Here is a 21,813-nt window from a genome sequence, read left to right as displayed (position 1 = left end):
CGACCGCCCGGAATCATAGCAGCACTCGGCCCGCCTCCGTGGCTGATCGTGCCGGTCGGACAGGCTATACTGGCCGCGGGTTTTTTTGTGTCTGCCTCCAAAGGGAGTTCTTTCCATGCGCTTCAAGCAAATGATTGCCGCCATTACGGCTGCGAGTTTTCTCAGCCTCGGTATGCACACCACGGCCTCGGCCGGCGTGATCGGCACACCGGAATACCTTTCAGCTGCCGACCGGGCCGGGCAGCTTGCCCGCATCGAGTCCACCCTGTCGCGCGCTGACGTCCAGGCGCAACTGGTCGCGATGGGTGTGAATCCGGCCGACGCCATCCAGCGTATCGCCTCGCTGAATGATGCGGAGCTGAACCTGATGACCGAAAAGCTGGACCAGCTGCCGGCCGGCGGTGATGCCTTTCTCGCCGTCATCGGCATCGTCTTCGTGGTACTGCTGATCCTCGAGATCGTGGGTGTCACCGACATCTTCAAGAAGGTCTAAGCCTGCCCTGGTCGCGGCGGTGAGTGCACTCGCACTCACCGCCTGCGTTACCGGTCCGGCACGGCTGCCGGAGAATCCGCAACACGAACTGACCGGCGTCGCCTTCTTCCCCCAGGACACCCACCAGTGCGGCCCGGCTGCGCTCGCCACCATGCTGGTCTCCACCGGCGTGGACACCACACCCGAACAGCTCGTGCCCGAGGTCTATATCCCGGCAAGGCGGGGCAGCCTGCAGATGGAAATGCTGGCCGCTGCGCGTCGCCACGGCCGCATCCCCTTGCTGCTGGCGCCAGACTTCAGCGCCTTGCGCACCGAGCTCGAAGCCGGCAACCCGGTACTCGTGTTGCAGGACTTCGGCGCGCTCGGCATCCGGCGCTGGCACTACGCGGTGGCAATCGGCTACGACCCGGCACGCGAAGTGCTCGTGCTGCGCTCGGGAAAAGAACGCCGCCATCTCGAACACGAGTGGTACTTCCTCCGCACCTGGCAGGCGGGCGAGAACTGGGCAGTGACGATCACCCCGGCCGGCCGGATTCCGGCCACGGCGACTGCCGCCGGCTATATACGCGCCGTGGCCGCGAGCGAGAGCCACTTGCCTGCTGCCGATGTCGATGCCAGTTACGCCGCCGCCCTGCTTCGCTGGCCGGACGATCCGCTGGTGCTGTTCGCAAGCGCCAACCGCGACTACGCGGCCGGGCGGCTTGACGCCGCACAGGCGAGCTATCGCCACCTGCTTGAATTGCAGCCGGACCATCTCGCTGCACACAACAATCTCGCCAACCTGCTGATCGACCGGGGTTGTGCTGCCGAAGCGCAGGAACATGCGCGTCGTGCACTGGCGCTTGCCGAAAAGGAGCCGGCACTCGCGCCGGCGGTGCGGGAAACATCAGAACGGGCCGGGCAGATGTCTGCCCGGCCCGCCAGCGCGGGGGAACGCTGTAACTGACTCGCCTAGAACTTGTACTTCAGGTTGAGTCCGTACCAGCGCGGCGGCTGATACGAAACCTCGTTGCAACCGCAGAGCGTGGCCAGGTCAAAGCCCTGGTTGCCGGCCCGTTCGTCGGTCAGGTTGCGGACACCGAGGTTGCCGGACCACCGGCCGTCATCGGTACGCCAGCCGACCAGCGCATTGACCAGCGTGTAGCTGTCGAACTTGTCGGCATCGAAGTTGCGCAGGTTGTAATAGAACTCATCCGAGTAGCTGAAATCGCCCTGCACGGAGGCGAAGCCGCCGAACACCGGCCATTCGTAGCGCACCAGACCGGCGAACTGCAGCTCCGGCGCGTAGGTGGGCTCGACATCGGCGGTGATCGGACCACCGACGCGCAGCGGCACGTCTTTGACCTCGGCGTTGAACCACGAACCACTCAGCATGATGTCGAGGCCCTCGATCGGTGAGGTCTGCAGCTCAAGCTCCATGCCGACGTTGGTGGCATCGGCATTGATCACCACGCCACCGACACCGGTGAACAGGAAGGACTGGTAATCCTGGTAGTCGTAATAGAAGACCGAGCCGTTGAAGCGCGTGGTGCCGCCGAGCCAGGTGGACTTGAAGCCGGCCTCATAGGCCCAGAGTATTTCTTCCTTGTAGGGAATCGCGCTGGTCGGCACGTCCAGACCGCCAGCGAGCTGGGCATTGAAGCTGCCGGCTTTCACGCCGCGGTTTATACCGGCATACAGCAGCCAGTCGTCGGTGACCCGCCAGTCGAGCTGCACCTTGCCGGCCCAGAGGTTGTCGCTGGTGCTGTCGGTGAAGGCCGTGGGTACACCAGCCGGTAGGTTGGTCCGATGATCGTCGGCGGTCCCTGGTGGATCTGGCTCGAATTGGTGGTGCCGTAGATGTTCTGCGAAAACTCGTAATCCTTGTCTTCGCGGATCAGGCGCAAACCGGTGATCAGGGTGAGGTCGTCCCTCAGGTCGTATTCGACCTGGCCAAACAGCGAATAGGAATCGGTCTGCAGATCGGCATCCGAGCCCAGATCATAGGGGCTGCCGGGCACGACGCTGTTGATCGGGAATTTCAGTCCGTTGTCAGACACGTTGTCGATGTTGAGATAGTAGAAACCGGCCACCCAGCGGGTCCGGTCGGCGGTGCCGTTGAGGCGCAGCTCCTGCGTGAAGCTGGTGGCATCCACCGCAGCGTAGTTCACAGACTGGTTGGCGGGACCGGCATCGACGTCGAGAAACAGCAGCTTCTCGTAGTCCTTGTAGTCGCTGATCCAGGTCAGCGAAACGCTGTCGTTGATGTCGTACTCGGCCCGCAAGGCCACACCCCAGGTATCGATGTTGCCCTGGTCCTTGAAGGCGAAATCGCTGTTGAAGGTCAGGCCGTCGCCGTCTGCATCACGGTAGCCGAAGAAGTCGGTACCCGGGCTCAGCGCAAAGGTGTTGGTGACGCGTGCGGTATCGGTGATGTTGTTGCCGTCGAAGTCATCCGGAAAACCGTTGTTGTCCTGGTCGGAGCCGCAGTCCGAACCGTCGGCACAGATGCTGCGGCGGCTGTCAGTCAGCGCCGTATCGATCACGTTGATCAGCTCGCCCTGCGACAACTGCACGTTCGGGTCGGGATTCGTGCCGTTGTAAACAGCGCTGACCGGCTTGGCCTGGTAGGGCGCTGTCGACACGTCGGTCTGTGCCCAGTTGCCGGACAGCGTGAAGCGCAGATCGTCACGGGCATCAAACTGCAGGATGCCGCGGAGGGCGAGCGTGTCGTCGTCAGCCAGATCGGCACCGGCACCCGGGCCGGGATCGTTGGCGGAACCGGTGCCGATGGTTGCCGCACCGAAGGCATATGGCCCATTCGGATCGTAGAGGTTCTTCAGCCAGGGATCCTGGTTGTTGTAGAGCATCGCCACCCGGCCAGCCACCCGGTCGCTCAGCGGGCCGCCGACAGCGCCCTCGAAGCGCACCGTATTCGGATCGGACTTGGCATCGAACATGCCATAAGTGACGTCGGCATAGCCTTCAGCCTTGTCGAAGGTCGGCTTGCGGCTGACGTACTGCACCAGGCCGCCCGTGGCATTGCGTCCGAACAGGGTGCCCTGCGGGCCCTTCAGGACTTCCACCCGGTCGATGTCGAACAGGGCAAAGGTCTGCGCCTGGGCGATGGCGATGTAGCCTTCGTCGAGGTACACCGCGTTCGGCGCCTCGACGATGTCGTTGAAGTCGGTCTGCGTCACGCCGCGGATGGTGAACTGGGTGTTCTGCCCGGCCAGCGCGCCGCTGGTATGCACGCCGGGCACAAATGCCGCAATGGAACTGCTTTCCTGGATACCGAGCGCCTGCATCTGGTCGCCGGTGAAGGCGCTGATCGAGATGCCGACGTCCTGGATGTCCTGCTCGCGCTTCTGTGCGGTCACCACGATTTCATCGAGTACCGCTGCATGCAGCGGTGCGGCAATAACGGCTGCCAGGCTGCCGGCAACAAAAATGCGCGCAAACGAATTGCATTGAAGGTGTGACATTCAAGAGCCCCCTGATTGAATCCGGCGTGACCGCCGCCCAGTCCATACCCGGTCTAAGCTAACAAACCCGTACCAGCAGTCGCTTAGCAGACCCGCCCTTTCACTAGGCTAAAGCGGCAATCACTGTGGCCGCTCACTGCTGTAGTCTTGCACTGCATGAAAACCCCCAAAGGCCTCGAGCCGCTGATTGAAGACGGCGTGATCAGCGACGTGATCCGTGCCCTGAAAAGCGGCAAGGAGGCCGACGTGTTCGTCGTCGAGTGCGGGCCGGGTCTGCTCCGCTGCGCGAAGGTCTACAAGGACATGGGCCAGCGCAGCTTCCAGCAGCGGGCGCAATACCAGGAAGGCCGCAAGGTGCGCGGCAGCCGGCAGGCGCGTGCCATGCGCCGCAGCACGAACTACGGTCGCAAGGAACAGGAAGCCGCCTGGAAAAATACCGAGGTCGATGCGCTCTACCAGCTGGCAGGTGCGGGCGTACGGGTACCCTCCCCGTACGGCTTCTTCAATGGTGTGCTGGTGATGGAGCTGGTGACCGGCATCGACGGTGGCTCCGCCCCGAACCTGGGCGAGGTCGAGCTGTCGGCAGACCAGGCACGCGACTATCACCGTTTTCTGATCAGCCAGATCGTGCGCATGTTGTGCGCCGGCCTGATCCACGGCGATCTTTCCGAATACAACATACTGGTCGCGGCCGATGGACCGGTGATCATCGATCTGCCGCAGGTGGTGAGTGCATCGGGCAACAACAATGCGCAGGCCATGCTGGCGAGAGACGTCAACAACGTCACGGCCACGCTCGGCCGCTTTGCACCGGAACTGCTGACCACGCGCTACGCCGAGGAAATGTGGGCGCTCTTCGAGCAGGGCCTGCTGCTGCCGGACACCGTACTCAGCGGCGAGTTCATCAGCAGCGAGCTCGCCGCCGACGTCGACGCCACCCTGCTGGCCATCGAGGACGCGCGCGATGAAGCACTGCGCCGCCAGCGGGGCCGTGAAACGGCGGAAATGTCATAGCGCAGATTCCAGGCACAAGTTCCGGAATGGCGTGTTGACCGGGGTTTCACCGGCAGCATAGAGTCGGACAGCATGGACAGGGACATCTTCCAGCTCGAGGCAGAGGCACGGAAGCTGCCGCCGGAAGACCGTGCGCGACTGGCCAGACAGCTGATCGCCACGCTCGATGCCGGTGACGACGGCGACGCCGAAGGCCCATGGCTCGACGAGGCCGGGCTGCGTCTGGCGACCTGGCGCCCGGGATAGCCCATGCAAATAGACCTCATCCTGCAACCGCACTTTGCCGCCGATGAGGTCGCACGCCTCGGTGCCCTGGCCGAGAGCGTCGGCATCCACGGCGTGTGGGCCACCAATCATCTCGATGGCCGCGATCCCTTCGTCAACTTCGCGCCGCTCGCTGCGCAAACCACGCAGTTGCACATGGGCCCCACCGCGCTGAGCCCCTTCGAAGTCCACCCGGTGAAGATGGCCAACCTGCTGCTCACCCTCAACGAGATCTCGAAGGGCCGCGCGCAGATTGCCGTCGGCGGCGGCGGCGGCACGCTGCAAACCATGAAGATCAAGCCGGCGCGCATGGTGCGCGCCGTGCGCGAGTGCCTGGAAATCCTGCACCTCGTGGCCTCGGGAAAGCCCATCTCCTACGAGGGCGAGTTGTTCCACATGCAGTGGCTCAGGGCAGACTGGGCAAAGTCATCGCCGCCGGCCATCTATGCTGCGTCGAATGGCCCGCAGATGCTGAAGATGGGCGCACGTTACGCCGATGGCATCATGACCAGCGACTTCACCGTCTCGCGGCTGCGCTGGGCACGCGAGATCATCGACCCGGTACTCGGGGCCGCCGGCCGCGATCCAGCCCGCTTCCCCTTGCTAAATTTCTGGGCCTGGCATGTCAAGCACAGCCGCGAAGAGGCCCGGCGCGAGGCGCGCACCTATCTCATGGCGCGCGGCACGATCTGGGAACCCTACATCCACGACGTCGCGAGTCCTGAAGAAGCGGCGCTGGTCGCGAAGCACTACCCCGCCTTCATCAAGGCCTACAACCGCCGCTCACCCGACATCGAGGGCGTGCCCGAAGCACTGGTGGAAAAGATCGTCGACCGCGGCGTCAGCGCCTGCGGTGTGAAAGACATCGACGGCGAAATCGAACGCCTGCGCGAAATGCGCCGCGCCGGGGCGACCGGTGTGGTGCTGTGTCTGTACAACGACCCGGAAGCGTCGATCAGGATGATCGGGGAACGGGTGGTGCCGGCGTTGCGGGGAGCCTAGGCCTCCACTTCCACCGACGCATCCACGAACTGCAACTCGGCGAGCCGCGCGTAGAGCGGATCGCGCTGCACGAGTTCGTCGTGGGTGCCGATATCGACGATGTGGCCCTGGTTGATGACGACGATGCGATCGGCCTTGAGCACGGTGGCGAGGCGGTGCGCGATGATGATGGTGGTGCGGCCCTGCATGAGGCGGTCGAGTGCCTTCTGCAGCAGCCGCTCGTTTTCGGCATCGAGCGAGCTGGTCGCCTCGTCGAGCAGCAGGATGGACGGATTCTTGAGGATGGCGCGCGCGATGGCCATGCGTTGCCGCTGGCCGCCGGACAGGCGCGTGCCGCGCTCGCCCACATAGGTGTCGTAGCCCTGCGGCAGATCGCGGATGAACTCGTCGGCCACGGCGAGCCTTGCCGCCTCCCGGATCTCATCGTCGGTCGCACCGGGCCGGCCGAAGCGGATATTGCCAAGCGCGGTATCACCGAAGATCACCGTCTCCTGCGGCACGACGGCGATGCGCTCGCGCACATCGCGCGGATCAGCCTGCGCGATATCCACGTCGTCGATCAGGATGCGGCCCTGCTGCGGGTCGTAGAATCGCAGCAGCAACTGGAAGGTGGTGCTCTTGCCGGCGCCGGACGGCCCGACGAAGGCAATGCGTTCGCCCGGCCGGATGTCGAGATTGATGCCCGACAGCGCACGCCGCTCCGGCCGCGACGGATAGTTGAAACAGACATTCTCGAAGCGGATCTCGCCCCGGCCGGGGCGCGGCAGGAGCTGCGGACTTGCCGGCGCCCTGACATGGGGCTGTGCATTGAGCAGCTCGATCAGGCGCTCGGTGGCACCGGATGCACGCTGGACCTCGCCCCACATCTCGGTCAGCGTGCCGGCAGACGTCGCGGCAAACAGCGCATAGAGCACGAACTGGCCCAGCTGACCGTAGGTGATTTCGCCGGCGAGCACACTGCGCGCACCCATCCACACCACGAAAGTGATGCCACCGAACACGCAGCAGAAGGTGATGAAGCTCATGATCGAGCGCACGCGCGTGCGCTCGATCGCCGTGTCATAGCTCTGCTCGACGATGGCGCGAAAGCGGTCGGCAACCGCGGTTTCGGCCGTGAAAGCCTGCACGATCTGCACCGCATCCAGCGATTCGCTGGCCATCGCACTGGTGTCGGCGATGCGGTCCTGCGAAGCGCGCGACAGCCGGCGCACCTTGCGTCCGATCGTGATCACCGGCAGCAGCACGGCCGGAATCAGGATCACGATCAGGCCCATCAGCTTGAGATTGGTGATGGCGAGCATCACCAGTGCACCCGGCAGCTGGATCATCGAGCGCAGCACCATCGACAGGCTGGTGCCGGTGATCGACTGCACCAGCGTCGTGTCGGCGGTCAGCCGCGACAGCACCTCGCCGGTACGCGTCTCCTCGAAGAAAATCGCGTCCATGCGGATCACGTGCCGGTACACCGCATCGCGCACGTCGGCGACCACGCGCTCGCCCACCCAGCTCACCAGGTACAGGCGCAACGCCGCCATCGCGCAGAACAGCACGATGAGCACCGCGAAACCCACGAAATACAGGTTCACCATCCCGGACTGCTTCGACGCGAGGCCCTGGTCGATGACATAGCGTGCCGCCACCGGCAGCGACAGCATCAGCCCGGATGCCACGAGCAGCACCACCAGGGACAACCACAGCATGCCCTTGTAGGGCTTCAGAAACGGCAGCAGCGCGACGAGGGAGCGCGGCGTCCTGCCTTTTGGACGGTTCTTGGGATCCTGTTCGAATTCAGCCATGGGCGGCGATTATAGGGGTGGGCTGATCGATGGCGTTACGGTTTTTCCTCGCCTGCCCGCGGCCTCTCGCCCCTCTGCAGCGGTGGTTGCTCGCCAATCCCCGGATCAATCGTGTGATAGATCCTGCCGATCGTGGTGTCGTCATCCAGGCACTCGATGACGATCGCGGCGAGATCCGCGCGCTGGATCGTACCCATGACGCCGTGATCTTCGGTCTTGATCGCCGTGCCGGTCGCCGCATCCGAATTCATGCCCCCGGGCCTCAGTATCGTCGCATCCAGACCGCTGGCGGTCAGGCATGCCTCGGCGGCGGTTTTCAGTTCAATGACCGGCCCGAGGAATTTCCAGGCATTCTCGGACAGGACCTTGCGACTGTCGCCGGCACCGACTGCCGTGACCAGCACCATCCGGCGCACGCCATGCCGCTTTGCGCTGTCCACAATGTTTTGCGTGCCGATCACATCCGGCCGCTGCGGCTCTTTTCGCGAACCGCCGACCGTACACACCACCGCGCGATGGTCGCCGCTCCTGAAAGCCGCATCGACGGCAGCCGCATCGAGCACGTCGGCAATCACGAAATCGACGCCCAGCGGTTCAAGCCCGCTGCGGTCGGAAGTCTGCCGGACCACCGCCGTCACCCGGTCGCCACGAGCAGTCAACTGCCGCGCGACCTCCAGCCCTGTCCCGTGGCTGGCACCGAAAACCAGATATCGATTCGTCATTGCGGAACTCACCGCTGCCTATTTCCACCGCGACTTGTCGTTCAGATAGCGCCCCGCATCCTGAAGATCGGTGGGCTGATATGCGGAAAACAGGTTCGGTCCGTAGGCATTCCGATAGGTGTTGAATACGTCGCGGTAAAGCTCCATGTGCACGATCGGCTGGCGGTGTCTGGCGCGAAATGCCTCAATCGGAATCTGCGCACTCACCAGCGTTTCGAATTTTGTATTGGCCTCGGCAAGGATATCGCCGCGCGGATCGTAGATGGCCGATCCACCGGACCCGGCATCTTCATAAAAACCGGGATTCTCGGGCGACACCGCGTTGTTGCATACGGCCACATACACCTGGTTGTAACCGGCCGTCGCCTGGATATCCCAGGGCGAGAATCCGCCCGTGGCCGTGCGCAGGATGATCTCCGCGCCCTTCATCGCAAAGGCGCGGAACAGTTCAGGCTCCTTTTGCACCGAGGAGGTTGCAATATTGCCGTACGGCGTGCGGGCAACCGGCAGGAGCGCATCCGCGCCGTACATCTCCACGTACTGATCCATCACGTCATAGATCGTCGTGGTAAACAACTCCATGCCTGGGAACACGCCCTTGATGTTGCGCGCCTTCCAGTGCTTGTCGACGATATTGCCATCCGGCCCGATGATCGTGGTGACGCTGAGCACGTGATTGGGCCAGTCACGATCGCGCACATAAGAGCCGAACACGATATAGCAGCCATACTCCTTCGCCTTCCGGCCAATGGCCTGCGTCTCTGCACCCGGAATCTCGATCGACAGATCGAGCAGTTCCGCACGCGTCCAGGTATTGAAACCGGTGAGCGGAAATTCATGAAAGAACAGGATGTCGGCACCGGCACTGAAATGAAACGCGTTATCGATCATCTCGATCATGTGCGCCAGATTTGCCGCGAGATCCTTCTTGCGCTGATCGTATCGAACGCTGCGCACGCGCGATTGAACGATACCCAGTCGAATCGAGGGTTTCTTGAGCGGCACCACCTTGTAGGTTCCGTCGTTCGACATCGCAATCGGTTCGCCGCGCCCCATCGCCGCTCGCCCGCTCGACGGCAGGAGCGCTGCCGGAAGCAACCCGGCCGTACTGGCCAGCGCCGTCGCCTGGAGAAACCGCCGCCGGTTCTGGATTGTTTCGCTGCCGGGTACTTCGGGTTTGCGCATGGTGTCTCTCCCTTGTTCTTCAGGCGCGTGATTGCCAAGTCAAGGTTAGCACGGGGCGAGGTGAGTGGCGACTGTGGTGGCAGCGTCCGGCAATCCCGGGTCGCGCGAGATAACGCCTGGCAATACCACTTGCTGGTGATCGGGATACAATGACTGCGCCATTCAATGCCGGTTCACACCCGCTCGATCGCCGCCAGGCAGCTCGTGTACGCAGCGCTGCTGATCGTCACCCTGGTATGACCCGACATTGCGCAGCCGTTTTGACAGCGCACGCCCTCGGGAGTACAGGCCATGCTTTACCTGGTTTACCTGGAAGACATCGCGGACAATATGCCCATTCGCAAGCCCTTGCTGAACGCCCACATGGCGCATATGGGCACGCACGCCGAGGCCATCAGACTGGGCGGGCCGATCATGCGTGATGACGGCAGCGCGCCGGCCGGTGGTGTGCTGCTCATCGAAGCACAGTCGAAGCAGGAGGTCATCGACATCATCGATGCCGACCCCTACAAGCAGGCCGGACTTTGGCCACAGATCCGCATTCATGCCTTCAAGGACCTGATCAACACCTGGAAAAACCCCACCTGATCGCCGTCGGGAATATCGATGAACAGCCGCCCGCACATTGGCTCGCCAAATGAACTGATCGCCACGCTTCGCGAGAGCATGGGGGCGGAACGCGTCCTCACCAGCACCGATGAGCGTGAGCTCTTTTCCGGCGACCTGTACGCCCAGGGAAAGCTCGCGACGGCAGTTATCCGCCCGTCCAGCGCGGCGATGCTCGCCAGTGCCGCAAAGCAGATTACGGCTGCCGGCTATGCGCTGATTCCTCGGGGTGGCGGCATGTCGTATACCGGCGGCGTATGCCCGGGCACGGAATCTTCGGTAGTCGTCGATCTTGCTGACGTCGAGGGCCTGGTCGATTTCGATCCGGGCAACATGACCGTCACCGTCGGCGGCGGGACCACGTGGGAAACCATTTACAAGGCACTGTCAGCGCACGGCCTGCGGCTCCCCTTCTTCGGCACCTTTTCCGGGCGTCGGGCCACCGTTGGCGGTGGCCTGTCGAACGGTGCGGTGTTTCTGGGCACCGCACGCTATGGCAGTGCCGCGGAGAATGTACTGGGGCTCGAAGTCGTGACAGCCGACGGCCGGGTGCTGCGTACGGGGCAGGCTGGCTTTCGCCATGGCAAGCCCTTCTACCGCTCGCACGGTCCGGACCTGACCGGTCTGTTTCTGCATGACGGCGGTGCGCTGGGCATCAAGACCGAGGCTACTTTCAGGCTGATCGAAATGCCCCGGCACAGCGAGTACCTGTCCCATGCCTTTCCGGATGTGCATTCAGCGGCTGCCGCCCTGTCGGTCATCGCGCGATCGGGTGCTGCTGAAGAGGCCTACGTCTTCGACCCCCACACCACAACCAGAAACATGGCCGGCGGCACACTCAAGGGCGACCTGACCAGGTTGGGCCACATCGTCGGCAATCAGGCAAACCTGCTGAGCGGGCTGAAAGCCGGTGCACGGGTGATCGCGGCAGGCAAGCGCCTGGTACCGGAAGGCGCGTGGTCCTTGCATCTGGTTTGCGCGGGTCGCACGGCGGCCGCTGCCAGCGCCGACCTGAATCTGTGCCGGCGTCTTCTCGACCAGCAGGGTGGCGTGCCCATCCCTGCCTCGATCCCCATGGCCGTACGTGCGACACCGTTTGACAACCTCAATGGCGTCCTCGGACCCGCCGGTGAGCGATGGGCTGCCGTGAATGCCAAAGTTCCGCATGGCGATGCGCGGCGCCTGATCGACGCCTTCAATCAACTGGTCGACCGGCACCGGACCGCGCTGCAGCGTACTGGTGTCGAGCTGTCCATCCTGCTGACCGCGCTTCAGACTCACGCCTTCAGTTTCGAGCCCGTGCTGCACTGGCACGACAGTTGGCTGCCGATGCATCGCGCGGTACCTGATCCCGCACACCTTCGCAGGCTCAGCGAATCACAACCGAACCTGGCTGCACGGGAACTGGTTGCCCGGCTGCGGCTCGAAACACTGGCACTTTTCGATGATTTCGGCGCGCCATCCAATCAACTGGGTCGCACCTACGCTTATGTGGAAAAAATGGCGCCGGAACCTCAAGCCCTTCTCATCGCCCTCAAATCCCAGCTCGATCCACGCGGACTGATGAACCCCGGCGTACTCGGTCTGCCGATCGGAAGCGCCGCTGATTCCTCCGGAGGTGATTCGTCGATCGACGGTACGAGGCAGAAGTCGTGCTGATTCAAGCTGTACTGGTGGCTCACATCATTGTTGTTGGCTACTGGTTGGGTTCGGATCTCGTCATCAACAGCACCTTTCGCTACGTGTCACGGACCGCGTCCCTGCCTTTCGAGGAACGCGAGCGGCTTATGGATCACGTCATGGATGTCGACCAGCATGTCCGCTATGCGTTGATCCTGCAGGTCTGGCTCGGCACGACGCTCGGTGCATTGCTCGGTTATTTCCCTGGTGGTATGTGGCTGGCCGGAACAGCCGCGCTGCTGGGAATTGCGTGGCTGACGCTGGTCGAGTTCACCCACCTGCTCAGAAAAAGCCCGACCGGTCGTGTGCTTGGGCAGATTGACCGGAGCATCCGGTATGTCGCCATTGTTGCTGCCATCCTGATCGCCATCGGCACCCTGCTCGGCTACTTTTACCTGGCGGGCTGGTTGGCCATCAAGCTGGCATTGTTCGCCGGGGTCTTCCTCAGCGGTCTCGGCATACGCTTTGAACTGGTCCGCTATTTTCTGGTGTGGGAGACCATCAAGGCCAAAGGCTCAACCGACGAACTCGAGCAGCGCTTGCGCAACCGCTACGCAAGTTCAACTGCGGTCCTGGTGGTGCTATGGATGTTTGTCGCCACGATCATCGCCGTGAGCGTCCTCAAGCCGGGCTGAGACGAGCTGCTGCTCTGGTTTCCAGGCCAGCACTGACTTGTACGCAGTACTTCAAAGACAGGATGCAGTAAATGTCCGAGATTCCCCGCTACACCGCGTTGGCGCTCCAGCTGGTCTGTGATCCCGTGAACCCGGACGACCCGCAGAGTGCGCGGCAACGGATTGCCCGGTCGCTTGAGCGTTTCGGCGCGGCCGTTCGGGATACCAGTGCATTTCTCAAGGTCTTTAATGGCCGGCAGGTCAAGCTCGTGGTTCTGCCGGAATACTTTCTGACCGGGTTCCCGTTGGGTGAAAGTTTTGCAGAATGGAAGAGCAAGGCTGTCCTGGATCCTGATGGCCCCGAATATGAAGCCCTCGGTCGCATTGCCCAGTCCAGCGGTGTGTATCTCAGTGGCAATGCCTATGAAACGGATCCGCATTTCCCCGAACTCTATTTTCAGGCAAGTTTCATCATCGCGCCGTCGGGTGACCTGATACTGCGCTACAGACGACTGATCTCCCTGTACACACCGACCCCTTACGATGTCTGGGACAAGTATCTCGATCGCTATGGTCTGGATGGCGTCTTTCCGGTCGTCGATTCGGATATCGGCCGGCTGGCGTGCATTGCATCGGAAGAAATTCTTTATCCTGAACTGGCGCGATGCCTCGCAATGCGCGGTGCCGAGATTTTCTGTCATTCTTCATCGGAAGTCGGCAGCGTCGAGTTGACCATGAAAGACCTGGCGAAGCGTGCCCGCGCCATGGAAAATCTGGCTTACGTGGTATCCGCCAATACAGGTGGAATCCGCTCGATAGCCCTGCCTGAATCGTCTGCCGATGGCATGAGCAAGGTTGTGGGTCCACGCGGCGAAGTCATCGATGCCGCTGGTTTCGGCGAATCGCAGGCGGCCGGCAAGATCGATGTTCCCGCCCTCAGGTCCGAAAGAAGCCTGGCAGGCATGACAAACCTGCTCGCGCGCCAGCCTTTCCAGGCGTACTACGAGTCGTATCGGGACTTCGAACATCTGCCCGCGAATACGCTCACCAGCATTGCCGAGGGTCAGTCGACACAAGCGATAGCGCGTCAGCACCTGGCTGACAGCATCGCAAGAATCAGCGCAGGCAAGACACGGAGACGCCAGTCGTCTTGAGTCTCGCCGTCGTTCGGTCCCCTATTCGGTCTGCACGGCACTTGCGTGATGATCCGGGCTTCATGTGATTGGCTTGACGCTGCCATTCCTGATTGCCCAGCCAATCACGCGCTCGAGCAGCGCGGCAATGCCGTTCGACAGCGCGTTGACCTTCACCGGGAAATAGTAGTCCTGCTCCAGCCAGCCCGATTTCTGCCAATGGTTCCAGTCGTAAGGCGAGGCTTCCCTTGTTCGGGCAACAACGGATCGCCAGACGCGGAAATTGATCAGGTCAGCCAATCCCGGCGCTCCTGTCCTGCCCCGCTTCACCTCGGCGATGATCTTGTCGGCGACCCTGGCCGCCGCAGCGGCAAGTTTCGGCTGGTAGCTTTCATGCGTGAACAGGCCCGCGTGCGTGCCGAATTGCGCGACCACGTCAAACCCCCAGATCCGCGCCGTCTTGTGCAGATACTTCAGAACCGCATTCTGTCCGGCCCCGGCGGCCGCGGTAACAACCACCGCTTTCTTGCCGAAGAACTGCGGCCTGTGCATCTGATAGACAAACAGATCGATCAGATTCTTCATCAAGGTAGAGACGTTGAAGCAGTGTACCGGCGAGGCAAGGATGACCACGTCTGCCGCCTCGATTGCCGCCTTGATCGGCGCAATCTCATCATGAAAAGGGCACTGTTGTTCGCCGAACTTCACACAAGTCAGGTGCCCCTGACAACGCGACAGATTCCGGTCTTCAAGATACAGGTACTCGTACCGGATTTCGGCTTTGCTTCTGAGGCTCTGCTCCAGCACCTCGACGGTGCGGGTCGTGAAGCCTTCTTCTTTGGTAGGTGTCCCGATTATCGCCAAGACTCTCATTTTTTTTCCGGACTGGATGGGCCTTTACAAGCTGAATATCAAAGTGCGTCGTGAGCAGCGGCCGAAACTCGCGCAAATGTCGCGCGCAATTGCGTCCATGCGTCGTCGTCCAGACTCGGCGGCTGGCGAACGGGTTTGCTCTGCGACCGTGTGGCCAGGTGGGTCTTGCTGGCGAACACGATGCTGTTGCTGCCGTCATCAACGTCGACGACAACGACGCCGCCATCGAAGCTGCGACGGATCCGCACGAGCTGCTGCTGCCAGCGATCCTGGCCGCAATGCAGGTTGGTCACCAGCATCCCGTCCGGCCCGAGCATCTCGGAACAGTCGTCGTAGAAGCGCTGTGAACTCAAGGCCGTCGGCAGGCCCTCGTGATCATAGCCATCAACCAGGAGAACATCGAAGTTCCGCGGCGAAGTCCTGACAAACTCCGCAGCATCCCCCAGCACCACGCGGAACCGCGGGCTGTCGGCCGGAACCTGGAATTGATCGCGCAAAGCCAGCACGTGCGGATTGATCTCGATGACGCTGATGCGGGCTTTCGGCAGGTGGCGGTAGCAGAACTTGGCCAGCGAGCCCCCGCCCAGCCCCACCATGGCCACACTCTCCGGCTCCGGCAGAAAAAACAGGAAGCCCATCATCGTGTGGGTGTACTCCAGATGGAGCGCGTCGGGCCGCCGAATGTCCATGCAGCTCTGGGTCTGGTGCGCGGAGAAATGCATGGACACGGTATTGGCGGTCCTGCAGAGGACGGGCTTGATGTGCTGCTGTGCCATGGGGATTGCATGATGCCACTATCTTCATCGATCCAAACGGACGAATATACCGAAGCGACCGGCATCAGCACCCAGGGACACGTTGACTTCAGGGAGCCAGGCAATAGCCATGAACAACACGATAAGCTTTCACGATGCGATGTTTTCCGCCACCGGCTGGATACTGATCTGGTTCTACTGGCTGGGCATGGCGATGGTCGTCACGCCGCTGGCGCTGGCATTTTCAAAGGCCACGCGGCGCGATGCATTGATCGTATTGCTGACCAATATCGTTGTTGTCGTTTCCATGGGCTGGCTGTATGACCAGATCGGCTACGTCCGACTGTTGGGCATCGTGCATGTGATCTTGTGGACGCCGCTGCTTGTCTATCTCGTCGGTCGCGCGAGGAACAGCGAAATCACATTATTCTTCCGGTTGGTCATCTGGCTGTTTGTGGCGTCGCTGGCCGTGTCCCTGGCCTTCGACTACGTTGATGTTGCGCGCTATCTGCTCGGTGAGCGTGCCAGCATGATCTAGTGATGGTGGTCTTGCTAGCAGCATGGATGGTAGTTCGCCACAAACACGTCGTGCCCAGCAGAATCGTTAGATCCGCGACTGCCAGCGCTCGGGATTGCGGGCCTCATGCAGCACGGCAATAACAATGATTCGGTTCTCCATCACAACGTAGAAAATGCCATATGGAAACCGATGCACAAGTGCGCGACGCACTTGCAGGTGCACTTCCTGATAGTGAAGTGGATTTTTGTTGACGCGTTCCAGCGCTTCTTCAACGCAAAGGATGAAGTCTTCACCAAGGCCCCAACGACATTCCTGGTAATAACCGTAGGCTTCAGCGAGATCAAACTCCGCCTCCGGGCGAACGAATTGTTCGTAATCCACGTTAGGCCTTGGTAATGCGACGCTTAACCTCTTCCCACGAGTCGCCGGGATTGCCATCCGCGGCTAAAGCAGCCAAGCGCTGCTCCAGGATCGCAGCCTGCTCCTTCGTCACGGAAACCTCGTTGGCTGCGTCATGGACGCTTTCCCACAGTTCCTGAGCCAGGATGATTCGCTCACTGGAACTAAGTCTTTGTATATTCATGGCATTTCTCCACGCCCGAATGCCTCGACAGTATACCGGGGCGAGAACCCTTGCTCGATAGCCTTAAGCGACAAGTCGTCACTGATTCGAAACCCTGTATCGAAATCGGACGGTCAATTCACCCTTGGGTGTATTAATACATTGTTTTCTGCCACTACTGCTGGCAGAATGAATCCATGAACAGCAGCAATCCCGGCAAAAACCTCTCCCTGGACCAGCTCTGCACCCTTGCCGAGCTGCCGCGCAGGACGGTGCGCTACTACATCCAGATCGGCCTGGTTGACCGCCCGATCGGCGAGACCCGGGCGGCCTACTACACGGATCAGCACCTGCAGCAGCTGTTGACCATCCGCAAGTGGACGGACGCGGGGCTCTCGCTGGAACGGATCCGCGAGTTGCTGGAGGGCGCGGATCCGGCGGTGCCACCGCCCCTGCCCCGCAAGGCGGGCTCGGTGGAGGTGATGAGTCACCTGATCGTGACCGATGGCGTGGAGCTGGTCATCGAGCCCGGACGGGCCGGGCTGGAACCCGAGGAGGTGCGGAAGCTGTTCAAGAAAGTGCTGGCGGCATATGGCGACATCATCAAGGAGCAGGGCAAATGAGCACAAAAGCGGCGGCGAGCGGAAGGTGTCTGACTATGCAAGCGAAGATATTCAACTCTGCTCGCCCGATCCCGAATACAGAGCAGCGCGAATCTCCAGGCAGGTCCCGCCGCTGGCCGCTGGTCGATGCCCATCAACTCAGGTCTCTTCACCCGGACTTGGCATAGGGGCTATAAAAAGCGAACCACCACAATGACCAACCGGGTTATCTTTGCCTTGTGAACCGCCCGACAAAGATCACCAGGCTATGCGCCCTGCCCGTCCTTCTGCTGGCAGCTGGTGTGCTGCACGCTCACGGTGGCGGCGTTGATGGCTACGGCTGCCACAACGACCGGAAATCGGGCGGGTATCACTGCCACAGCGGACCTCTGGCCGGTCAGAAGTTCAGCTCCCAGGCGGAGATGCTGGCGAAGCTGGATGCGCTCGACAAGAAGGCGTCACTCGAAGAACGGCTGCAGGAACTGAAGGACCTGCACGACAAGCAACTGATCAGCGACGAGGAGTACGCGCAGCAACGGGAGCGGGTGCTGGGTGGGCTGTAGCGCATCTGAAGACCGTCCTACAGGCCTGTCCGCTTGAACGAATTGCCAGGCATTCTGGCACGGACATACTGAAACACTTCCTCCGCGTATGACTCCCAGCCTTCTGCAACTTCAGTGATCTTGTTATTGATAGCAAGAACTACAGCGGATCGTAGTCTGCGTTTTCCTCCGCCGCGAGCCTCACTGCTTCTACCCCGAGCGCAGACCGCCATGTCGACTGAATAGCTGAAACCTCATTACCCTTGATCCACACATGTGCCCCGGCCAGCTCACCCTGCCGGTATGCCCATTCGGTTATCCGACGTGAGCGCTCCATGTCGTGGGGTAGCCGAGCGGCATCGAAGGCCGCGGCCAGCATGTCGCCTCGGTGCAGATTTTCGTCGCGCCATCGCTGCAGATGATCCTGATGGGCCAGGTAATCCCGCTTGGCGAGATTGCACTTTGAATCGCTGAATACGAAGTTGTGGCCGAGGTCTACCGGGTAGCGCGACCAGGCAACGAAGTGATCAAGCTCCCCGGCTCCACGAACACGGGAATCGCAATAGAAGCAGCGCCCGCCCTGATGCTCCCTCAGAATGTCCCGCCACGGAGCGAGCGTCGCGCGGTCAGAGCCGAAAAGAAAACTCTCGAGACTTGCCGTTTCACCCAGAAGATCTCGATTACCGGGAATGCGCTGAACTCGAGCTACCCATGCACCTCGCACCAGGTGGGTAATCAAGCCGTGAAAGTTGCGGAAGGCCGAGGCCACACCGGGCAAGAGGCGGATCCGGTCATCGCGGAATTCAGCCTGGCGATAAAGAAATTCAGATGGCTGCTCGACCACTGTCTGGAGCTTCCAGAGCGGCATTTCCCGGATCACGCGTGCAACCCTGTCCCGAAGTCCCGCCCATGCGCGGACATCAAGGCGCAGCGATGCGACAGTTCCGCCAGGTGCATTGCTCCGCGCATCGATGAGGTAACGAATGATCGATGCCTGCCTGCCGGTATTCTGCAGGAGTGGATTCAGCCCCGCCCCATCCTGCCCATCGGTTCCAAACGGCACCGCCTGCCGCCAGTAATATTCAATGAACTTCTCCGCAATATCCGGCACCGCCAACCGCAGACTGCCGTCGGTGGCAGGCTGCTGCTCTACTGACAAATCCGCCAACGCCTGCAGCAGCGCGTACTTGTAAGTAGAGGTGAACAGGCCTTCGTCCAGCAGGCGCTGAAGCTGACGGAGAAAGCGAATATCTGTTTCTGCAGACACTTAGTAGGTTGCCTTGGCTGGTATGACGCCACGAATCCCGCCCCGAGGGTCAGCAACATCACCTGCATAGCGTGGTATCACGTGAACGTGAAGATGAAAAACCGTCTGACCCGCAGCGGCGCCAGCATTGAAGCCGACGTTGTAGCCGTCGGGCTTCGGCCGGCCCTCCAGCACAGCCCGCTCCTCGATCAACATTCGCACCCGGCTAATGGCGGTGGTCAGAGCCGCCTGCTCATCTGTGGTGGCCTGGAACCAGTCGGCCACGTGCCGCCGGGGAATCAAAAGCGCGTGGCTGGGCGAGACGGGAAAACCGTCCCAGAGACCGAGTACGAGCTCGGTTGAAAGGAAGACGCGTGAAGTGTCCGGGGTACAGAACGGGCATTGCTGTTGATGAGTGGCCGGATCTTCGCTCATGCGCTTAGTTTAGCGCGGCGTACGAGCACTGGTAGACGATCATCGCAGCGTCTTATTCACCGGGCTAAAGGTCGGTGTATTTCCTGCTGGAACCTCTGGCCCTGGCGACTGGATATTTTTCGGCATTTCGCACGAGTTTTTCCGAGGCAGCGGTTACCAGGTCTACATCCAGCTTGTCAGCGAGGCGGATGAGGTAAAGCAGAACATCAGCCATCTCTTCGCGGACGGCTGCCAGCTGTTCGGATGTCAGCCGGCTGCTTTGCTCCCCGGTCAGCCACTGGAACGGCTCAAGCAACTCCGCAGCCTCGACGGCAAGCGCCGAAACAAGATTCTTCGGCGAGTGAAACTGGTCCCAGTCGCGCTCAAGCGCGAACTGCCTGAGTTGGTCCCTGAGCGCCTGGAGGGCGTCCGCGGGCACGCTCTGATCACGTTTGTCCATATCAAGCCCTTGTTGTTTCGCCTGCGGGATCCATTCGAGACTGAGCGGGGTGCTCCATCAGTCCTGGCCGGCGGCAGGAGGTGATGGTACCTGCTGTTGTGCTGGAGGTGAGCCACACTGATGGGCAGCACTGGCCCCGGTCGGGATTCACTCGGGGCCGGGTACGGCTACTTGGAAGCCGAATGCTCCAGACGTTCCGCAAGCCATACCTTGATGATTGATTGTCGGGTAACACCCAGGCGGCCAGCCTCCTGATCCAGTCGCTCGACCATCCACGTCGGAAAATCGACATTGACTCGCTTCTGCGCCTGGCCGGGACGCCGGGCTTCGGCGAGGTTCAACGCCGCTGTGACGCTTTTGCCAGCGTCAAAGTCACGATCAAATTTCCTGGCTTTCATACAGGGCTACCTCATCAGCACGAGACCGTCGTACCGAAATGATGCGAATGGCATGGCTCTTTCGAGGATCAAACTCAAGTTGTCATACGACGAAAGGGTTCTACCCCGAAATGGATTGGTCGTTCGACGCCGCACGCAGACGCAGCGCCTTGTGAACCTCAGGCTCAAAGTAAACGGTGGCGCGCTTGGGGGTGCTCATGGACCGACTATAGCGTCGTTAAAGCTTTGGTGACCTGCCAGGCGGCCTTTCCATGCAGATACAGCAGATAGTCGGCGTGACCGTAAGCCTGCTTGAGGGGAAGCTCCCGGATAGCACACGGCTTGGAGATGTCATGAGCACCGAGATCGCAAACATGCCATCCCGCCGATGCAAGCAGTTGGTCGATTTCCTGGCGGGCCGTGCTACTCTCCATATAAATCTACACTTTTGTAGATGGAGAGCTGGCATGTCCGCACCCACACAGGTTTCCGCCTACATCTCCGCAGAAACCAAGGCCGAGGTTGAGGCTTATGTCAAACGCCGCGGCGTGAAGAAGGCCTACCTGATCGAGGAGGCGCTACAGCACCACCTGCAGGCTTTGCGGGAGATTCCGGAGGATTTGATCATTCCCTCCCGATTGGTCCTGACCGAAAAGGCAATGGCAGAGATTGCCGAACGCATCACCCGGGAAGCCCAGCCGACGGAAGCGCTGAAAGCATTGTTCCGTGGGTAATAGGCCGCTCGAAGTTCGCGTCCGGCGGCTGGAACCCCGGGACGACCGGAGCGGATTTCGCAGCGGGAATATCAATCTCGATCGCTTCTTCCAGCAGTACGCGGGCCAGAACCAGTTTCGACACCATATCGGAACAAGCTATGTCGCCGTCCATGGCGACCAGCTTGCAGGTTTTGTCACCGTCTCCAGCGGAGAGCTGGTTTCCGAAAAGCTGGGCAGGAACCTGCGTCGTCGCCTCCCCGCTTATCCACTGCCCATCCTGCGATTGGCCCGCCTGGCAGTAGACCAGCACTACCAGGGACATGGCATCGGCCGACTGTTGTTGCGCGCCATGCTCGAACTTGCTCTGGACATGCGAGACCGCGTTGCTTGCGTTGGAATAGTCGTGGATGCCAAACCGGATGCGATCGCTTTCTATGCGTCGCTGGGATTTTTTCCGATCGACCCGATCAGTGGCGCTCTCGGCGATCGGCCCGAGCCGGTCGCCATGTTCCTGCCCATTGAGCAGGTCGCTGCTGCGGTCAAAGAGGCCAGGGGGCGGGAGGAAGGGGCGTAGGTGGCCCCGGTCGGGATTCACTCGGGGCCGGGTAAGGCCCCTCGCCCTTCGGGCAGCGCTGGCCCCGGTCGGGATTGATTCGCCGCCGGGTACGGCGGCTCACCCCTGCGGGGCGGCTGCGCCGTCCAAAACTGCTCTGCAGTTTTGTCGAACCGAAGGGTTCTCACCGGGCTCCCCCTCACTGGCAAAAAGAAAAGGG

Annotated in this window: 25 protein-coding genes and 1 pseudogene; 14 read left to right on the top strand and 12 right to left on the bottom strand. The window is 61.5% G+C overall.

Annotation, left to right across the window (positions count from 1 at the left end):
• The first annotated feature begins 115 nt into the window (after positions 1–115).
• Both H6979_11900 and H6979_11895 read left to right on the top strand, forming a co-directional pair.
• Positions 116–493: a PA2779 family protein gene (locus H6979_11900; protein ID MCP5140545.1), complete on the top strand. Its 378-nt coding sequence runs from the start codon at positions 116–118 to the stop codon at positions 491–493.
• Between the two features lie 19 nt (positions 494–512).
• Positions 513–1,439: a PA2778 family cysteine peptidase gene (locus H6979_11895; protein MCP5140544.1), complete on the top strand. Its 927-nt coding sequence runs from the start codon at positions 513–515 to the stop codon at positions 1,437–1,439.
• 5 nt (positions 1,440–1,444) lie between these two features.
• On the opposite strand, the pseudogene H6979_11890 reads toward H6979_11895, so the two are convergent.
• Positions 1,445–3,957 (bottom strand): annotated as a pseudogene (locus H6979_11890) (TonB-dependent receptor).
• A 156-nt stretch (positions 3,958–4,113) separates the two neighbouring features.
• Between H6979_11890 and H6979_11885 the strand changes: the two are divergent.
• The 3 genes from H6979_11885 (at position 4,114) to H6979_11875 (ending at position 6,237) form a co-directional block, all read left to right on the top strand.
• Positions 4,114–4,971 (top strand): serine protein kinase RIO, encoded by an 858-nt coding sequence (locus H6979_11885; GenBank protein ID MCP5140543.1) that lies wholly within the window; start codon positions 4,114–4,116, stop codon positions 4,969–4,971.
• A gap of 72 nt (positions 4,972–5,043) precedes the next feature.
• Positions 5,044–5,217, top strand: a complete 174-nt coding sequence (locus H6979_11880) for an addiction module protein (GenBank protein ID MCP5140542.1) — start codon at positions 5,044–5,046, stop codon at positions 5,215–5,217.
• A gap of 3 nt (positions 5,218–5,220) precedes the next feature.
• Positions 5,221–6,237, top strand: a complete 1,017-nt coding sequence (locus tag H6979_11875) for an LLM class flavin-dependent oxidoreductase (GenBank protein MCP5140541.1) — start codon at positions 5,221–5,223, stop codon at positions 6,235–6,237.
• Here H6979_11875 and H6979_11870 read toward each other — a convergent pair.
• Genes H6979_11870 through H6979_11860 form a run of 3 tightly spaced genes read right to left on the bottom strand, consistent with a single transcriptional unit; the run spans position 6,234 to position 9,940 of the window.
• Positions 6,234–8,033: an ATP-binding cassette domain-containing protein gene (locus H6979_11870; GenBank protein MCP5140540.1), complete on the bottom strand. Its 1,800-nt coding sequence runs from the start codon at positions 8,031–8,033 to the stop codon at positions 6,234–6,236. The two genes, H6979_11875 and H6979_11870, sit on opposite strands and share 4 nt — an antisense overlap.
• Before the next feature lie 35 nt (positions 8,034–8,068).
• Positions 8,069–8,755 carry an NAD(P)H-binding protein gene (locus H6979_11865; protein MCP5140539.1) on the bottom strand — a complete coding sequence of 229 codons (687 nt, stop codon included), beginning with the start codon at positions 8,753–8,755 and terminating at the stop codon, positions 8,069–8,071.
• Positions 8,756–8,773: 18 nt separating this feature from the next.
• The gene (locus H6979_11860; protein ID MCP5140538.1) at positions 8,774–9,940 is read right to left on the bottom strand and encodes a hypothetical protein; all 1,167 of its coding nucleotides are present in this window, start codon (positions 9,938–9,940) and stop codon (positions 8,774–8,776) included.
• A 291-nt stretch (positions 9,941–10,231) separates the two neighbouring features.
• On the opposite strand from H6979_11860, the gene H6979_11855 reads away from it, so the two are divergent.
• The 4 genes from H6979_11855 to H6979_11840 all read left to right on the top strand — a co-directional run bounded on the left by H6979_11855 (position 10,232) and on the right by H6979_11840 (position 13,994).
• A complete protein-coding gene (locus tag H6979_11855) occupies positions 10,232–10,528 on the top strand; it encodes a YciI family protein (GenBank protein ID MCP5140537.1) in 297 nt (98 codons plus the stop codon).
• An 18-nt stretch (positions 10,529–10,546) separates the two neighbouring features.
• Complete coding sequence (locus H6979_11850) at positions 10,547–12,205, top strand: FAD-binding oxidoreductase (GenBank protein ID MCP5140536.1); 1,659 nt, start codon at positions 10,547–10,549, stop codon at positions 12,203–12,205.
• Positions 12,199–12,861 (top strand): hypothetical protein, encoded by a 663-nt coding sequence (locus H6979_11845; GenBank protein MCP5140535.1) that lies wholly within the window; start codon positions 12,199–12,201, stop codon positions 12,859–12,861. The genes H6979_11850 and H6979_11845 overlap by 7 nt, the downstream gene beginning before the upstream one ends.
• Positions 12,862–12,932: 71 nt before the next feature.
• Positions 12,933–13,994, top strand: coding sequence for a nitrilase (locus tag H6979_11840; GenBank protein MCP5140534.1), 1,062 nt, complete (start codon positions 12,933–12,935; stop codon positions 13,992–13,994).
• 60 nt (positions 13,995–14,054) lie between these two features.
• Here the strand turns inward: H6979_11840 and H6979_11835 are convergent, their stop codons facing one another.
• A complete protein-coding gene (locus H6979_11835; protein ID MCP5140533.1) occupies positions 14,055–14,846 on the bottom strand; it encodes an NAD(P)H-dependent oxidoreductase in 792 nt (263 codons plus the stop codon).
• 38 nt (positions 14,847–14,884) lie between these two features.
• Positions 14,885–15,622 (bottom strand): fused MFS/spermidine synthase, encoded by a 738-nt coding sequence (locus H6979_11830; protein ID MCP5140532.1) that lies wholly within the window; start codon positions 15,620–15,622, stop codon positions 14,885–14,887.
• A gap of 109 nt (positions 15,623–15,731) precedes the next feature.
• Between H6979_11830 and H6979_11825 the strand changes: the two genes are divergently transcribed.
• On the top strand, positions 15,732–16,139 hold the full coding sequence (locus H6979_11825) for a hypothetical protein (GenBank protein MCP5140531.1): 408 nt from the start codon (positions 15,732–15,734) through the stop codon (positions 16,137–16,139).
• Between the two features lie 66 nt (positions 16,140–16,205).
• Here H6979_11825 and H6979_11820 read toward each other — a convergent pair whose 3' ends face one another.
• Both H6979_11820 and H6979_11815 read right to left on the bottom strand, forming a co-directional pair.
• Positions 16,206–16,502, bottom strand: coding sequence for a type II toxin-antitoxin system RelE/ParE family toxin (locus H6979_11820; protein ID MCP5140530.1), 297 nt, complete (start codon positions 16,500–16,502; stop codon positions 16,206–16,208).
• Between the two features lies 1 nt (position 16,503).
• Positions 16,504–16,704, bottom strand: a complete 201-nt coding sequence (locus H6979_11815; protein MCP5140529.1) for an addiction module protein — start codon at positions 16,702–16,704, stop codon at positions 16,504–16,506.
• 176 nt (positions 16,705–16,880) lie between these two features.
• On the opposite strand from H6979_11815, the gene H6979_11810 reads away from it, so the two are divergent.
• Both H6979_11810 and H6979_11805 read left to right on the top strand, forming a co-directional pair.
• Positions 16,881–17,306: a MerR family transcriptional regulator gene (locus H6979_11810; GenBank protein MCP5140528.1), complete on the top strand. Its 426-nt coding sequence runs from the start codon at positions 16,881–16,883 to the stop codon at positions 17,304–17,306.
• 218 nt (positions 17,307–17,524) lie between these two features.
• On the top strand, positions 17,525–17,848 hold the full coding sequence (locus H6979_11805; GenBank protein ID MCP5140527.1) for a YHYH domain-containing protein: 324 nt from the start codon (positions 17,525–17,527) through the stop codon (positions 17,846–17,848).
• A 139-nt stretch (positions 17,849–17,987) separates the two neighbouring features.
• Here the strand turns inward: H6979_11805 and H6979_11800 are convergent, their stop codons facing one another.
• From H6979_11800 to H6979_11785, 4 genes are all read right to left on the bottom strand, one after another.
• Complete coding sequence (locus H6979_11800; GenBank protein ID MCP5140526.1) at positions 17,988–19,094, bottom strand: HNH endonuclease; 1,107 nt, start codon at positions 19,092–19,094, stop codon at positions 17,988–17,990.
• Entirely contained in the window at positions 19,095–19,508 is a 414-nt protein-coding gene (locus H6979_11795; protein MCP5140525.1) for an HIT family protein, read from the bottom strand.
• A gap of 64 nt (positions 19,509–19,572) precedes the next feature.
• Complete coding sequence (locus H6979_11790; GenBank protein MCP5140524.1) at positions 19,573–19,947, bottom strand: nucleotide pyrophosphohydrolase; 375 nt, start codon at positions 19,945–19,947, stop codon at positions 19,573–19,575.
• A 167-nt stretch (positions 19,948–20,114) separates the two neighbouring features.
• Positions 20,115–20,345, bottom strand: coding sequence for a CopG family transcriptional regulator (locus H6979_11785; GenBank protein ID MCP5140523.1), 231 nt, complete (start codon positions 20,343–20,345; stop codon positions 20,115–20,117).
• A 446-nt stretch (positions 20,346–20,791) separates the two neighbouring features.
• Here H6979_11785 and H6979_11780 point away from each other — a divergent pair, with 446 nt between their 5' ends.
• Together H6979_11780 and H6979_11775 are read left to right on the top strand one after the other, a co-directional pair.
• Positions 20,792–21,058 (top strand): hypothetical protein, encoded by a 267-nt coding sequence (locus tag H6979_11780; protein MCP5140522.1) that lies wholly within the window; start codon positions 20,792–20,794, stop codon positions 21,056–21,058.
• A complete protein-coding gene (locus tag H6979_11775) occupies positions 21,051–21,614 on the top strand; it encodes a GNAT family N-acetyltransferase (protein ID MCP5140521.1) in 564 nt (187 codons plus the stop codon). The genes H6979_11780 and H6979_11775 overlap by 8 nt, the downstream gene beginning before the upstream one ends.
• Positions 21,615–21,813: the final 199 nt, after the last annotated feature.

The sequence above is a fragment of the Chromatiales bacterium genome, assembly GCA_024234935.1.
Classification (GTDB): domain Bacteria; phylum Pseudomonadota; class Gammaproteobacteria; order Steroidobacterales.
This window is presented reverse-complemented; position numbering and strand designations above follow the sequence as displayed.